The sequence below is a fragment of the Streptomyces sp. NPDC059398 genome (assembly GCF_042751845.1).
Lineage (GTDB): Bacteria > Actinomycetota > Actinomycetes > Streptomycetales > Streptomycetaceae > Streptomyces.
In genome coordinates this window covers 92,667-105,506 of the sequence record NZ_JBHYWP010000005.1, presented here as the reverse complement: position 1 = coordinate 105,506, position 12,840 = coordinate 92,667, and the positions used below count along the sequence as shown (strand labels likewise).

Below are 12,840 nucleotides of genomic sequence, written 5' to 3'. Positions count from 1 at the left end.
GTCGGACCGGCGTCCCTCGGTCCCGTGGACCGGGGAAGGAGTCGTGTGCGTGACACCGCTACGGGTTACATACGTATACTGAATAGGGCGCCGGACCGGCGTGACGGTGCGAGGGAAGAGGGCCGATGGCGATCACGAGTCACGACGTGGCGAGACTGGCCGGTGTCTCGCAGCCCACCGTGTCCCGGGCCCTGCGGGACGACCACCGGGTGTCGGCCGCCACGCGGGAGAAGGTCAGACGCGCCGCGCAGGCACTGAACTACGTGCCGAGCGAGGCGGGCCGGACCCTGTCGACCCGCTCCACCCGCCGGGTCGGGGTGATCGTGACCGATCTGACCAACCCCTTCTACCCGCATGTCATCGCCCCGCTCCACGACGAACTGCAGCGCCTGGGCTACCGGATGATGCTGATCACGGAGCGCTCCGACGAGGCGGTGGCCGAGGAGAACCTCCTCGACCAGTCCCTGGACGGTGTGGTGCTCGCGACCGCCACCACCGAGTCCCGGCTGCCGGCCCAGCTGGACCGCCGGGGCATGCCGTACGTCTTCCTCAACCGTGACACGGGCGCCCGGGGCGACTACGCGTCGGTCGTCGACAACGAGGGCGGTGGCCGCCTGGTGGCCGACGTGCTCACCGGGCTGGGGCACCGCAGGGTCGCGGGCATCTTCGGTTCGGCCAATACGACGACCGGGCGCGAGCGTGAACTCGGCTTCCGGCTGGCCCTGGCGGACGCCGGGATCGGGCTGCCGGAGAGCCGCGTGGTGCGCGGGGCCTTCGAGTACGACACCGGCTACCGGGCGCTGCCCCGCCTCCTCGACGCGGGTGAGGCGCCCACGGCGGTCTTCTGCGGTAACGACGTGGTCGCCATCGGTGTGCTGAACGCGGCCATCGCGGCCGGGCTCAGGGTGCCGGACGACCTCACCGTGATCGGCTTCGACGATCTGCCGATGGCGGACTGGGAGGTCTTCCGGCTGACCACGGTCCGGCACGATCTGCGTGAACTCTCGTGCCAGGCCGCGCGTCTGCTGGTGCGCAGGATCAACGGTGAGGCGGACCCCTCGGGTGAACGGCTCGTCCTGCCCACCGAGTTCGTACCCCGGGCCACCCACGCCCCGGTGCTGTGAGCGCTGTGGGCGTCAGCGGACGAAGCGTTCCACGAAGTCCTTGCCGAGGCCGTTCCTCTCGTAGTGCTCGCGCGCCTGGGCCAGTTTGGTGAAGGTGTCCTCGACGCCGACCGGGTTGCCCTGGGTGTCGCAGTAGACATAACCGCCGGTCACATGGAAGAGCGTCACCATCTCGCTGACACCCTCCGGGACTTCCAGGGTGTGGATGTCGCCCGGCGGCTCGAAGACGTAACTCCCCTGCTCCGCCCACCAGTCGTACTCCAGGTAGTGCCAGCGGCCCCGCAGTACGGTCGCGTGCACGGGGCCCTGGTGGCGGTGGCGGGAGAGGATGCCGGACCTGCGGACCCGGAGCAGATTGACGAAGTAGTTCTGGCTCACCGACAGCAGCAGCGGGCGGAACGACACGTCGTCGGACTGCGGGACCCAGAGGCGTTCGTCGCCGTCGAGGTCCAGGGCGCCCGGGACGATCACGTCGTCCAGCATGCTGTCGGGGCGTTCGCCCTCGTAGGGCAGCGCCTTCTCGGGGTCACGCTTCTCGTCGGTGGTGAGGGCCATGCGTGGTCTCCTTCTCTCAGGCAGGTGCACAGGCCGGAGCTCCGGCTCGTACACGGGGGTGGGTGAGGCGGTGCGCCGGGCCGTCAGTGGAGCGCATGTACGGCGCCGGCGACCCGGTCGACCGTCAGGGCCACGTCCTGCTCGGTGTGCGCGGCCGACACGTACCAGATGCCGCGTGAGGCGACCCAGACGCCGTGGCCGACAAGGGCCCGGCTGAACCGCAGATAGCGGGCGCTGTCCGCGTTCTGTACGTCCTGGTAGCGGGTCGCGGGTGTGGGCGGGTCGGCGAACCGCGCGTGGAAGGCCATCGGCGGGCCCTGGAGCACAAGCCCCAGGCCGTGTTCGGCGGAGAGCGCGGCCAGGGACGACATCAGCTGCCCGCCGACCCGCTCGGTCCGCCGGTGCACCTCGCCGTCGGCGATGTGTTCCAGACAGGCCAGGGTCGCCGCCGTCGCGGGTACGTTGCCGTTGAAGGTACCGGCGTGCACCACGGCGCCCGTCGCGATCCCTTCGAACAGCTCGCCCCGGCCGACGACCGCCGCGCACGGCCAGCCGCCCGCCATCGCCTTGCCGTACACGGCGAGGTCCGGGTACACGCCGTACCGCTCCGCCGCCCCGCCGACGGCCAGCCGGAAACCGGTGATGGTCTCGTCGAAGACCAGGACGGTCCCGTTGGCGGTGCAGGCATCGCGCACCGCCCGGAGATAGCCAGGGCCCGGCTCGATGGCACCGGAGTTGAGCATGACCGGTTCCATGATCACGGCGGCCAGCTCGTCCCCGTACGCGGCGAGTGCCTCGTCGAACGCGGACCGGTCGTTCCACTGGACCGTGACGACCTCGTCCAGCGCCTGCGGGAGCTGGCCCCCGCCGGCCGGGAGGGCGGTGTCCCCATCGGAGCGGATATGGATGTTGTCGAACCAGCCGTGGTACTGCCCGTGGAAGCGCAGCACGCGGCTGCGGCCGGTCGCGTGCCGGGCCATCCGCAGGGCCGCCTGGACCATCTCGCTGCTCGAACTGCCGAACCGCACCCGGTCCGGCCAGCCGAGCACCTCGATGACCTTCTCGGCGGCCTCGATCTCGGTGCGGTGCGTCGCCGCGTAGATGACGCCCCGGCGCTGGGCCGCCTCCACCTTCTCCAGGATCTGCCGGGGCGCGTTCCCCAGGAAGTTGGGGCCCTGCCCCAGGACGTAGTCGATGTACTCCCGGCCGTCCACGTCCCACATCCGCGCCCCCTCGGCGCGGTCGGCGATGACATGCGGGTTGAGCATCCGGACATTGCTGCTCACCCCGCCCGCCAGCGCCTTCGTCGCACGGGCCCGCCAGGCGCCGTGCAGCGCGGTCTCCTCTGCCATGTGTGTGCTCGTCTCCGTCGCGCGGGGTCGCCGTGGGGGCGCGCACGGGCAGTTGTCCCGCCCGGCTGAACCCCCTGATCGGCTGGTCAACGCAACGTTAGGAGCGGCCTGGCCCGCCGGGTACCCGGTGCGAACCTGTCCGGGCCATCGGACAACCCTGTACCTCCCGGCGCGCCCCCGAGGACGGCCCTGCCGTCAGGCGTCCTTCACCGAACGGATCATCTCCTCGGCCAGCAGCAGCAGTTCGAGACTGGCGGGCGAGAGGGTGCGCGCATCGCGGCTGACCGAGGCGACGACGTCGTAGAACGGCTCCGCGAACGGGACGATCCGCAGACCGGCCGGGAAGTCGTCGCTGCGGGTGACCGCCCGCGCCACGAAGGTGTCGCCCGTCCCGCCGCTCACCAGACGCAGCGCGGACGTCACGGACTCCACCTCGACGACCGGCCTGAGCTCATGCCCCTCGGCGGTCACCCAGTCCCGGATCTGGCGCCGCGTCGGCTCGTCCCAGCCGAAGTGCGCGTCGTAGAGCACCAGCGGCGCCGCCGCGAGACCGGCCGCGGTCACCGCCGCGCCGTACCGGGAGGGGTCCGAGGTCACCATGACGACCTCGTCCCGCAGCAGCGGACGGACGTCAAGACCGGTGACGTCCACCGGCAGCACCACGATGCCCGCCTCCAGATCGCCCCGGGCGACCGCCGCCGCCACCTCCACCGAGTTCTGCCCGACCAGCCGGACCCGTACGTCCGGGTGCCGCTCGTGGAAGGTCCGGGCGAGATGCGTGAGCCGGTAGTACTCGGCGTTGCGCAGCACGCCGAAGCTCGCGGTCCCGCCGGTGAGCCCGCCGTAGGCGCGCAGCGTCCCGTCAGCGGCGTCGAATCCGGCCACCGCGCGCTCGGCCGCCGGCAGCAGCGCACGCCCCGCGCCGGTCAGGGTCAGCCTGCGGGCGCCCCGGGCGAAGAGGACCAGCCGGTACTCCTGTTCCAGGCGCCGGATCAGCTCCGAGACCGACGCCTGCGCGAGATTCAGCTCGGCCCCGGCCGCGGTGAAGGAACCGGTGCGCGCCGCCGCGAGGAAGGCGCGGAGCTGGGCCATCGTCATCGTTCCCGCACTGGCCATCGCCCATCCGATCTCGCACTGGGCGCGCGCCCGGACCACCGCCGCGCCCTCCGGGGAGGCTACCCGGCACCGGCATCGGTCCGGCCGTTCGGTGGCGGCTCCGGTACGGCGCCGAGGGGGGACCGGCTGCGGGCATTGGCCTCGGCGACCCGGGCCTGGAGCAGTTCGGCCGGGCCGACCGGCCGTACGCGGGCCGGATCGGCGTCCCACTCGCGTCCGCCGCCCAGCGGCCGGAGCTGGAGCCAGGGCCCCTCCTGGCCCATGACGATGCCGACGCGGTGGCTCGCGATGTCGCGCACGGCCGTCCCCGGGCGGGGGAGTGAGGCTTCCTGCCCCGGTTCCCCGGTGGCGCTCACCGGCCCGCGCCCTTCGCGATGACGGCGGCCAGCGCGAGCGCGACCGGCGCGGAGCACACCCCGAGGTAGACGAGCGCGTAGCGGGTACTGGCCGGGGCCTCGTCGTGTTCCCCGCCGGCCTCGAACCACGGGGTGCGTACGTCCATGGCGGGGAGCTGGATACCGGCGCTGGTCAGCGCCTCGGCGAGGGTGTCGCGTGCGTCGAGCGCCTCCTGCACCTTCGGGCTGCCGGTGGCGGGGGCGGGCGGGGTACGGCGGGGGAGCGGGGGAGGCGTCGACATGGTGGATCTCCTCGCGGATTGTTGGTGATTTCGCTGCCGGGCCCACCAGCCGTGAATTACGGTGCGTAGTGGGGGTGTTACGAGAATGGCGCCCGGCGGGCCGGACTGCCCCGATGGCGCGTTCTCGTTCTCTCGCGGTCCGCTACGTTCCACACGTTCCACAGTGAATGCGCGGGACGGGCGGGTGCGCGTGTATGTGTACCGGTACGGGGGCGAATTCCGGGCGGGCCGGAGCGCCCTGGAAGGAGCGCCATGCCGCAACGACGCCTTGTCACCAGCCGCAGCCAGGAACCGCGTCAGCGGTTCGCGGAGGAGTTACGGAAACTGCGCGCCGAGCGGGGCCTGAGCCTGCGGCAGGTCGGTGAACGGCTCGGCTGGGACTACTCGCTCTTCGGCAAGATGGAGAAGGGCGAGACGCTGGGCGGGCCTGAGGTGATCCAGGCCCTGGACCATTTCTTCGGCACGCAGGGGCTGTTGCTGGTGCTGTGGGAACTGGCGATGAAGGACCGGACGCAGTTTCGCGAGCGGTACCGGCAGTACATGGCTCTGGAGTCGGATGCGACCAGCCTGTGGCATTTTGCGGTGAGCGTGTTGCCGGGGTTGTTGCAGACGCCGGGTTACGCGCGAGAAGTGCTGGCTGCCGGTGGGCTCCGGGAGCCGGAGCTGACACAGCAAGTGGAAGCTCGGATGGGGCGGCGGGAGTTGCTGGAAGGCGCGGATGCGCCTCCGTTCCGGACGATTCTTTCGGAGGCTGTCCTGCGGACGCCCTTGCGCGATCTCGGCCAGTGGCGGAAGCAGTTGGAATACCTGCTGGAGATGAGCGAGCGCGACGATGTGACTGTGCAGGTGCTGCCATTCCGGGTGGGGCCCTATGGGCTGGACAGCACCGATGTCTGGTTTCTGCGTCTGCCTGGTGGGCGTACCGTGGCCTATACGGAAAACGCCTACCGGGGCGAACTCATCGAGGATGACGGGCCGGTTGAGCGGCTGCAACGTGCTTACGATGCGGTACGTGACTTGGCCTTGTCCCCGACCGAGTCACGGAAGTTCATCCTGCGTATGTTGGAGGAAGTACCGTGCGATCCCTCGACCTGAGCGTTACGAACTGGCGTAAAAGCTCCTACAGCAACTCGGACGGTGGCGCGTGCCTGGAGGTCTCCGACGACTTCGCCGCCGTAATCCCCGTACGCGACAGCAAGTACCCCGCCGGGCCCGTGGTCACCTTCGCCGCGGACCGCTGGTCATCGTTCGTTTCCGCTCTGCGGGACGGTGAATTGAGGAGCTGAGAGTCTCATGCGGAACATGGACCTGAGCACGGTGGCGTGGCGTAAGAGCAGCTACAGCAATCAGGACGGTGGGGCGTGCGTCGAGGTCTCCGACGACTTCGCCGCCGTCGTTCCCGTACGCGACAGCAAGAACCCGGACGGCCCCGTGCTCGCCTTCGCCGCGCACGGCTGGTCGTCGTTCGTCTCCGCTCTGCGGGACGACGCGCTGGGCGCCTGACCGGCGGGCCCCGCCGACCGGTGAACGGTCAGCGGGGCCCGTGCTGTTCAGTGCCGACCAGAACCTCGTCCATGCCGCCGTTCGCGCGCCACTCCCGGAGCAGCGAGTGGAAGGCGATCGGTCCGTCGGCGAACGACTCGCGGCGCTGCCTGGGCATGCCCTCGTTGTTGTAATAGCCGGGGGTGCACTCGGCATGGAAGGCGTACAGGTCGACGGCCTTCTCCCGGATCGTCGTGACCCAGGCTTCCTCGGCCTCCGCCGTGGGTTCGACGTACCGGGCCCCGCGCCTGTGTGCTTCGGCGACGACTTCGGCGACGTGGATGGTCTGCTCGTCCAGGATGTGGACGTAGTTGACGGCGCTGGCGTTCTGCAGCGGGCCCAGCTGGAAGAGGTTGGGGAACCCGTGGCTGTAGAAGCCGTGGAGCGTCCGGGGGCCCTGCCGCCATGCCTCGGTGAGGGGGACACCGTCGCGGCCGTGTACGGGAAGACGTCCCGAGGTGATACCCGAGACGCCGACCTCGAAGCCGGTGCTGAAGATAATGCAGTCGGCCTCGTAGAGGGTGCCGTTGACCACGAGACCGTTCTCGGTGATCTTCTCCACGCCGTGGCTGTCGGCGGTGTCGACCAGGGTGACGTGGGGCCTGTTGAAGGTCTGGAGGTAGCTGTCGCTGAAGGTGGGCCGTTTGCACATGTAGCGGTACCAGGGCTTGAGCAGCTCGGCGACCTCCGGGTCCGTGACGACGGTGTCGATCCGCTCGCGGATCTCGGTCATCTTCTGGAAGTCCGCCAGCTCCTCGGTGCGTTCGCGTTCCTCGGGCGGCAGATCCGCGTAGCTGTCGGTCGGGATCATCTTCTGCTGGAGGCGGGCGCTGCTGGTCCAGCCGTCGTCTATGAGGTCCTCGTCCGCCCGGCCGCCCGTGACGAGGGTCAGGAAGTTGTCCCTGCGCCGCCGCTGCCAGCCGGGGGCGAGGGACGCGGCCCAGCCGGGGTCGGTGGGGCGGTTGCCGCGCACGTCGACCGATGAGGGCGTGCGCTGGAAGACAAGCAACTCCTTGGCGTCGGCGCCCAGATGGGGCACGCACTGGACGGCGGTCGCACCGGTGCCGATCAGGGCGACGCGTTTGTCGGAGAGCTTGTGCAGATTCCCGTCCGCGCTTCCGCCGGTGTAGCCGTAGTCCCAGCGACTGGTGTGGAACATGTGGCCCCGGAAGGTGTCGATGCCGGGGATGCCGGGGAGCTTGGTCTGGCTCAGGGTGCCGGTCGCCGTCACCACGTACCGCGCCCGTATCCGGTCGTCCCGGTCGGTGCTCACCAGCCACTCGGACGCGCTCTCGTCCCAGCGCAGTCCGGTGGCCTGTGTCTGGAAGCAGGCGTCCCGGTAGAGGTCGAAGGTGCGGGCGATCGCCCGCGCGTGCTGCCGGATCTCCTCGCCCGGCGCGTACTTCCACTTCGGGACGTAGCCGACCTCTTCCAGCAGGGGCAGGTAGATGTGCGACTCGATGTCGCAGTGGATGCCGGGGTACCGGTTCCAGTACCAGGTGCCGCCGAAGTCGCCGCCCTTCTCGATCAGCCGGATCGAGCCCAGGCCCGCCTGCCGTAACCGCGCGCCTGCGAGAAGGCCGCCGAACCCGCCTCCGATGACGACGGCGTCGACCCGGTCGCGGAGCGGCTCGCGGGAGGGCAGCGGTTCGGCGTACGGGTCTTCGTCGAAGGATCCGAACCGGCCGGTGGGGCGCTGGTACTGGGCGTTTCCCTCGGGGCGGATCCTGCGTTCCCGCTCGGCCCGGTAACGAGCCCGCAGGGCGTCCGGATCGAACGGCAGGTCCTGTACGGCGTCGGGCGTGCTGCGGGGAGAGGACATGGCCACGCACTTTCTTTCGGGGGATCTCGGGGACCTCGGGGATCTCGGGAACCGTGCCGGGTCTGGTCCCGGACGTGGGGCGGCGGCGGTGCGGCTTCGGCAGCCGCCCCGTGATGCCCGGCGCGGCCGGGTCACTGCGAGACGGGCGCGAGCCACATCCCCGCGATCGCGTCGCTCAGACCGGTCGCGGTCTGCTGCCAGTCGTCGCGCGGGGTGGGGCTGCCCTCGGCGAGCGCGCGTTCCCGTTCGGCGACGACGAGCACCACGAGGTGCCGGGTCATCGCACCGCGTTCCAGACGTACTTCGGGCGGCAGGCCGGGGAGGCAGCTGTTGAGCCCGTCGACGGCCCGGACCAGCGCGGGCGAATGGAGGGACTCGTCCGTCATGATCTCCCGGTAGACGGGGTCGGTGCCGATCTGTGCGTAGAAGCGGCCGAACCAGGAGGGCACACCGAGGCCGGCGACATGGAGCACGAAGGGGTCCACCAGGCAGGCCACCCAGGCGCGCACGTCGGTGGAGCCGGTGGCCTGCTCGACCTTCTCCGCGCGTGCCTGCTCGATCTGGTCGTTGTGCTTGTGCACGATCGCCCTGATCAGGTCGGCCTTGGAGCCGAAGTGGTAGCCGACAGCGGCGTTGTTGCCCTGGCCCGCGGCCTCGCTGACCTGGCGGTTGGAGACAGCCACCACTCCATGCTCGGCGAACAGCCGCTCCGCCGCCGAGACCAGCAGCTCCCGTGTGGCGGCGACCCGCGCGTGCCGCGCCGTGGCGGGCGTCACCGCCGCCACCCCACCGGTGTGCCGCGGCCCTCGGTGGGTGCCTGCGGGGCTGTGTCACTTACTGCACGGCTTACTGAACGGCTCATGGCCTGGCTCACTGCATGGCTTCCGTAGACGCGAACTCCGACGTCACCCAGTTAAGCGCCGCCACCGATCACCGGTCAAGCAACTGACTTAACTGTCTGATGAGCAGGCCGAGGCGTACGGAACGTTCACCGAGGTGCCCACGCGCCCGGAGCTGGAGCGGTTCTTCTTCCTCGACGATGACGACCGCGATCTGATCGCGCTGCGCCGTACGGACGTGCACCGGCTGGGCATGGCGGTGCAGATCTGCACGGTCCGCTACGTCGGCCGGTTTCTGGGAGAGGACCCGATCGCGGTGCCGTGGGAGGCCGTGGAGTACCTGGCCGGGCAGCTCGGCATCGCCGACGCCTCGTCCGTGAAGCGGCGTGATGTGTTCGCCGCCCCGTCGAACCGGTGGGCGGAGCCGCGCGCCCGGCTGCTGGACGGTCCGCGGTGGGGGAGGCGATGCGCTCGGACGTGTTCGCGGGCGTGCCCCTGACCGAGGACGCCGAGGAGCACCTGGCCCGGCTCGTGAGAGGGCTGGACGCGACGTGGCGGCAGATGGCCGACCGCCCGGAGGAGGCCGGCGCCGATGCGAAGGTGGAGATCGTCGTCCCCGAGGGCGGCGGACGCGCCCGCCTGTCGGTGGACAAGCTCGCGGGGTGAAGCCGGAGACGGTCGCGACCGACAACGCCTCTTACTCCGACATGGCCTTCGGCCTGTACAAGATGCCCGGCTTCCGCTTCGCGCCGCGCTTCCGCGACCTGCCACGGCGGACGGGGCCAGATCGGCCAGGCGTACCGGGAGGGCCAGCTCGCCGCCCTCGGGCTGGTCCTCAACGCCGTCGTCCTGTGGAACACCCGTTACCTGGATGCCGCCGTGGCTCGGCTCCGTGCCGAGGGACGCGACATCAAGGACGAGGACGTCGCCCGCCTGTCCCCGCTCAAGGACCGCCATATCAACTTCCTGGGCCGCTACCTGTTCAACATCAAGGCCAGCAGCCCCGGCCAGGGCCTGCGTCCCTTTCGCGACCCGGATGCGTCCGAGGACGGTGATGAGGACGGCGAGCAGCCGTGACGTGCCCGGCAGGAACCGTCACCGGGTGGGCAGCCCGATGCGTCGCAGCCATGCCTCGACTTCCGTGTCGGCGTCCTTGACCTCTTCGCCACGTACCGCGAGGCCCTCGGCGAGGGTCACGCCGGGGCAGGAGGCGGCGTAGTCGCGTTCGGTGGTGCCCAGTCCGCTCATGGCGTAGGTGGTGACCGGATGGATGGTCTTGCCGCGGAAGTCGAGGGCTTCGGTGAACGTCGTCATGATCATGGGTGCTCGGACGTTCCAGATGGGGCTGGCCAGGAGGATGGTGTCGTAGCCATCGAGGGAGGGCAGGCGGCCCTCGATGGCCGGGCGGGCGTCGGTGTCCTGCTCGCGGACGTTGCGCTTCACGGTGGCGTCGTAGTCGTGGGGGTAGGGGTCGGCGGCCTGGATGCGGTAGGTGTCGCAGGCGGTGCGGTCGGCGATCTTGCTGGCGAGCACCTCGGTGTTGCCAACCTTCAGGTCGGTACGGCCGCCGTAGGAGTAGTTCCCGCCCGGGCGGGAGAAGTAGGCCAGCAGGACTCGTCTCACGTTGCTTCCGTTGGTCGTGGCGGACGGGGAGGCGGTGGGGGTGCCGGACCGCGGTGAGGGCGGTGAGCAGCCCGCCAAGGGGGGCGCGCTCAAGGCGGCGGTTGCGGTCAGCAGCGCGCCGCGCAGAACGGTGCGCCGGCCCGGCAGGGCGCCGTGGTGCTGTGGGGTGATCACGGTGGACGGCCCCCGGTGAACCGTTGGAGTGTGTGGCGGGCCGGGCGTGTGCCCCGGTCGGCCCGCTGCGGGGCACACGCTTTGCTGCGGCGGGGGCGGCCGCTCAGCTGTCCAGACGGCGCTTGGCGAGCCAGGCGACCATTTCGGGGTCGTGGTGGTCGAAGAACAGGGTCGTGCCGGTGTCGAGGGTGGTGATCTGGGCCATCTGGTCGTCGGTGAGCTGGAAGTCGAAGACGTCGAGGTTCTGGGCCATCCGCTCGGGGCGTACCGACTTGGGGATGGTGATGATGCTGCGCTGGATCAGCCAGCGCAGGACGACCTGGGCGGCGGACTTGTCGTACGCCTTGCCGACCTCGGTGAGGACGGGGTGGGTGAACAGGTCGTTCTTGCCTTCGGCGAAGCCGCCCCATGCCTGGTGCTGCACTCCGTGCTCGCGCATGAGGTCGTGGTCGGCGGTGCGCTGGAAGAAGGGGTGGGTCTCGATCTGGTTGACCTGCGGGGTGATCTCGTTGTTGAGGATCAGGTCCAAGAGCCGGTCGGGGTAGAAGTTGGCCACGCCGATCGCCCGGGTCAGGCCCTCGCGGTGGGCGGCCTCCATGGCGCGCCACTGGCCGTAGACGTCGCCGTAGGGCTGGTGCATCAGGTACAGGTCGACGTGGTCGAGGCCCAGCTTGGTCAGGGACGTCTCCAGCGCGCGGCGGGTGTTGTCCTCGGCGGGGGCGTCCTGGACCCACAGCTTGGTGGTGACGAACAGCTCCTCACGGGGAATGCCGCTGGAGGTGATGGCGCGGCCGACGGCTTCTTCGTTGCCGTAGGCGGCTGCGGTGTCCAGCAGCCGGTAGCCGGCGGCCAGCGCGTCGGAGGCGGCGCGCTCGGTGTCCTCGGCGGGGATCTGGTAGACGCCGAAGCCCAGGAGCGGCATCTCGACACCGTTGTTCAGGGTTACGTGCTGCATGAGGGGATTCCTTCGCTGTGCGGGCGGGGGCGGGGTCAGGGGCGGATGAGGGCCTTGAGGACCTGGCGGTCGGCCATGGCCCGGTAGGCGTCCGGAGCCTGGTCGAGGGGGAAGGTCTCGTCGAAGACGCGGCCGGGGGCGATGGTGCCGTCCAGGACGTCGGGCAGCAGCTGCTCGATGTAGGCGCGGGCGGGGCTGGCGCCGCCGGTCAGGGTGATGTTGCGCATGAACCCGGCCGGGCCGATCGGGCCCTGTTCGTACTGGGGGACGCCGAGCCGGCTGACGGTGCCGCCGTCCAGGACCGCGCCGAGCGCGGTGTCCAGGGCGGGGCGGGTGCCGACGGCCTCGATCACCTTGTCCACGCCGCCGGTCAGCTCGCGGATACGGGCGATGCCTTCATCGCCGCGCTCGGCGACCACATCGGTGGCACCGAACTCGCGGCCCAGGCCGGTACGGGACGCGTGGCGGCCGGCGAGCACGATCCGCTCGGCACCCAGCCGCTTGGCGGCGATCACCGCGCACAGGCCGACCGCGCCGTCCCCGACCACCAGCACGGTGTCGCCGCGGCCGACACCTGCGGTGACCGCGCCGTGGTGGCCGGTGGTCATGACGTCCGACAGCGCAAGCAGTGAAGGCAGCAGCGCGGAGTCGGCGGCCACCGGCAGCTTCACCAGGGTGCCCTCGGCGTGCGGGACGCGGACGGCTTCGCCCTGACCACCGTCCACGCCGTCGAAGCCGTACCGGCCGCCGTTGCGGCAGGAGATGTGCAGGCCCTTGGCGCAGTAGTCACAGGTGTTGTCGCTGTACGTGAAGGGCGCGACGACCAAGTCGCCCGTCCGCAGTCCGGTCACGTCCGAACCGGTCTCCTCCACGACGCCGAGGAACTCGTGCCCCATGGGGCGGCCGATGCCGGTAGCGGGCATCGAGGCGTAGGGCCACAGGTCGCTGCCGCACACGCAGGAGGCGATGACGCGCACCACAGCGTCGGCGGGCTGAACGATCTTGGGGTCGGGCCGGTCTTCGACGCGGACGTCTCCGGCTCCGTACATCACTGCTGCACGCATCAGGGGTACTGCTCCAAACGGGGATCGTTGCGGGGCC

At 70.6% G+C, this 12,840-nt stretch carries 15 protein-coding genes and 2 pseudogenes; 7 read left to right on the top strand and 10 right to left on the bottom strand.

The window, feature by feature from the left end; genetic code table 11:
• The first annotated feature begins 125 nt into the window (after window positions 1–125).
• Window positions 126–1,124 (top strand): LacI family DNA-binding transcriptional regulator, encoded by a 999-nt coding sequence (locus tag ACFXBC_RS03800; protein WP_385018299.1) that lies wholly within the window; start codon window positions 126–128, stop codon window positions 1,122–1,124.
• A gap of 12 nt (window positions 1,125–1,136) precedes the next feature.
• Here ACFXBC_RS03800 and ACFXBC_RS03795 read toward each other — a convergent pair whose 3' ends face one another.
• The 5 genes from ACFXBC_RS03795 to ACFXBC_RS03775 form a co-directional block, all read right to left on the bottom strand.
• The gene (locus tag ACFXBC_RS03795) at window positions 1,137–1,679 is read right to left on the bottom strand and encodes a 2,4'-dihydroxyacetophenone dioxygenase family protein (protein ID WP_385018297.1); all 543 of its coding nucleotides are present in this window, start codon (window positions 1,677–1,679) and stop codon (window positions 1,137–1,139) included.
• Window positions 1,680–1,762: 83 nt separating this feature from the next.
• Window positions 1,763–3,031 (bottom strand): aspartate aminotransferase family protein, encoded by a 1,269-nt coding sequence (locus ACFXBC_RS03790; protein WP_385018295.1) that lies wholly within the window; start codon window positions 3,029–3,031, stop codon window positions 1,763–1,765.
• A 195-nt stretch (window positions 3,032–3,226) separates the two neighbouring features.
• The gene (locus ACFXBC_RS03785) at window positions 3,227–4,147 is read right to left on the bottom strand and encodes a LysR substrate-binding domain-containing protein (RefSeq protein WP_385018293.1); all 921 of its coding nucleotides are present in this window, start codon (window positions 4,145–4,147) and stop codon (window positions 3,227–3,229) included.
• A 59-nt stretch (window positions 4,148–4,206) separates the two neighbouring features.
• The gene (locus ACFXBC_RS03780) at window positions 4,207–4,503 is read right to left on the bottom strand and encodes a hypothetical protein (protein ID WP_385018291.1); all 297 of its coding nucleotides are present in this window, start codon (window positions 4,501–4,503) and stop codon (window positions 4,207–4,209) included.
• On the bottom strand, window positions 4,500–4,784 hold the full coding sequence (locus ACFXBC_RS03775; RefSeq protein ID WP_385018289.1) for a hypothetical protein: 285 nt from the start codon (window positions 4,782–4,784) through the stop codon (window positions 4,500–4,502). Before ACFXBC_RS03775 ends, ACFXBC_RS03780 begins: the two co-directional genes overlap by 4 nt.
• A gap of 252 nt (window positions 4,785–5,036) precedes the next feature.
• Between ACFXBC_RS03775 and ACFXBC_RS03770 the strand changes: the two genes are divergently transcribed.
• The 3 genes from ACFXBC_RS03770 to ACFXBC_RS03760 are packed head-to-tail and all read left to right on the top strand — an operon-like array spanning window position 5,037 to window position 6,287.
• Window positions 5,037–5,879: a helix-turn-helix domain-containing protein gene (locus tag ACFXBC_RS03770; RefSeq protein WP_385018287.1), complete on the top strand. Its 843-nt coding sequence runs from the start codon at window positions 5,037–5,039 to the stop codon at window positions 5,877–5,879.
• Window positions 5,861–6,070, top strand: coding sequence for a DUF397 domain-containing protein (locus tag ACFXBC_RS03765; protein WP_385018285.1), 210 nt, complete (start codon window positions 5,861–5,863; stop codon window positions 6,068–6,070). The genes ACFXBC_RS03770 and ACFXBC_RS03765 overlap by 19 nt, the downstream gene beginning before the upstream one ends.
• A gap of 7 nt (window positions 6,071–6,077) precedes the next feature.
• Window positions 6,078–6,287: a DUF397 domain-containing protein gene (locus ACFXBC_RS03760; RefSeq protein WP_385018283.1), complete on the top strand. Its 210-nt coding sequence runs from the start codon at window positions 6,078–6,080 to the stop codon at window positions 6,285–6,287.
• A 28-nt stretch (window positions 6,288–6,315) separates the two neighbouring features.
• On the opposite strand, the gene ACFXBC_RS03755 is transcribed toward ACFXBC_RS03760, so the two are convergent.
• Together ACFXBC_RS03755 and ACFXBC_RS03750 are read right to left on the bottom strand one after the other, a co-directional pair.
• Window positions 6,316–8,148, bottom strand: a complete 1,833-nt coding sequence (locus ACFXBC_RS03755; protein WP_385018281.1) for a flavin-containing monooxygenase — start codon at window positions 8,146–8,148, stop codon at window positions 6,316–6,318.
• A gap of 131 nt (window positions 8,149–8,279) precedes the next feature.
• The gene (locus ACFXBC_RS03750) at window positions 8,280–8,924 is read right to left on the bottom strand and encodes a TetR/AcrR family transcriptional regulator (RefSeq protein ID WP_385018279.1); all 645 of its coding nucleotides are present in this window, start codon (window positions 8,922–8,924) and stop codon (window positions 8,280–8,282) included.
• A 178-nt stretch (window positions 8,925–9,102) separates the two neighbouring features.
• On the opposite strand from ACFXBC_RS03750, the pseudogene ACFXBC_RS03745 reads away from it, so the two are divergent.
• The 3 genes and pseudogenes from ACFXBC_RS03745 to ACFXBC_RS03735 all read left to right on the top strand — a co-directional run.
• Window positions 9,103–9,372, top strand: a pseudogene (locus ACFXBC_RS03745) (DUF4158 domain-containing protein); the annotation flags it as partial.
• An 80-nt stretch (window positions 9,373–9,452) separates the two neighbouring features.
• Entirely contained in the window at window positions 9,453–9,653 is a 201-nt protein-coding gene (locus ACFXBC_RS03740; protein ID WP_385018277.1) for a hypothetical protein, read from the top strand.
• Between the two features lie 72 nt (window positions 9,654–9,725).
• Window positions 9,726–10,064 (top strand): annotated as a pseudogene (locus tag ACFXBC_RS03735) (Tn3 family transposase); the annotation flags it as partial.
• 18 nt (window positions 10,065–10,082) lie between these two features.
• Here the strand turns inward: ACFXBC_RS03735 and ACFXBC_RS03730 are convergent.
• The 3 genes from ACFXBC_RS03730 to ACFXBC_RS03720 form a co-directional block, all read right to left on the bottom strand.
• Window positions 10,083–10,610, bottom strand: a complete 528-nt coding sequence (locus tag ACFXBC_RS03730) for a flavodoxin (protein WP_385018275.1) — start codon at window positions 10,608–10,610, stop codon at window positions 10,083–10,085.
• 277 nt (window positions 10,611–10,887) lie between these two features.
• A complete protein-coding gene (locus ACFXBC_RS03725) occupies window positions 10,888–11,739 on the bottom strand; it encodes an aldo/keto reductase (protein ID WP_385018273.1) in 852 nt (283 codons plus the stop codon).
• A gap of 35 nt (window positions 11,740–11,774) precedes the next feature.
• The gene (locus ACFXBC_RS03720; protein WP_385018271.1) at window positions 11,775–12,803 is read right to left on the bottom strand and encodes a zinc-binding dehydrogenase; all 1,029 of its coding nucleotides are present in this window, start codon (window positions 12,801–12,803) and stop codon (window positions 11,775–11,777) included.
• Window positions 12,804–12,840 lie beyond the last annotated feature (37 nt).

Bases quoted from the DNA above. Each gene is read 5' to 3' on its own strand.
- ACFXBC_RS03800 (WP_385018299.1), top strand. From the start codon at position 126: ATGGCGATCACGAGTCACGACGTGGCGAGACTGGCCGGTGTCTCGCAG.
- ACFXBC_RS03795 (WP_385018297.1), bottom strand. From the start codon at position 1,679: ATGGCCCTCACCACCGACGAGAAGCGTGACCCCGAGAAGGCGCTGCCC.
- ACFXBC_RS03790 (WP_385018295.1), bottom strand. From the start codon at position 3,031: ATGGCAGAGGAGACCGCGCTGCACGGCGCCTGGCGGGCCCGTGCGACG.
- ACFXBC_RS03785 (WP_385018293.1), bottom strand. From the start codon at position 4,147: ATGGCCAGTGCGGGAACGATGACGATGGCCCAGCTCCGCGCCTTCCTC.
- ACFXBC_RS03775 (WP_385018289.1), bottom strand. From the start codon at position 4,784: ATGTCGACGCCTCCCCCGCTCCCCCGCCGTACCCCGCCCGCCCCCGCC.
- ACFXBC_RS03770 (WP_385018287.1), top strand. From the start codon at position 5,037: ATGCCGCAACGACGCCTTGTCACCAGCCGCAGCCAGGAACCGCGTCAG.
- ACFXBC_RS03760 (WP_385018283.1), top strand. From the start codon at position 6,078: ATGCGGAACATGGACCTGAGCACGGTGGCGTGGCGTAAGAGCAGCTAC.
- ACFXBC_RS03755 (WP_385018281.1), bottom strand. From the start codon at position 8,148: ATGTCCTCTCCCCGCAGCACGCCCGACGCCGTACAGGACCTGCCGTTC.
- ACFXBC_RS03740 (WP_385018277.1), top strand. From the start codon at position 9,453: ATGCGCTCGGACGTGTTCGCGGGCGTGCCCCTGACCGAGGACGCCGAG.
- ACFXBC_RS03725 (WP_385018273.1), bottom strand. From the start codon at position 11,739: ATGCAGCACGTAACCCTGAACAACGGTGTCGAGATGCCGCTCCTGGGC.
- ACFXBC_RS03720 (WP_385018271.1), bottom strand. From the start codon at position 12,803: ATGCGTGCAGCAGTGATGTACGGAGCCGGAGACGTCCGCGTCGAAGAC.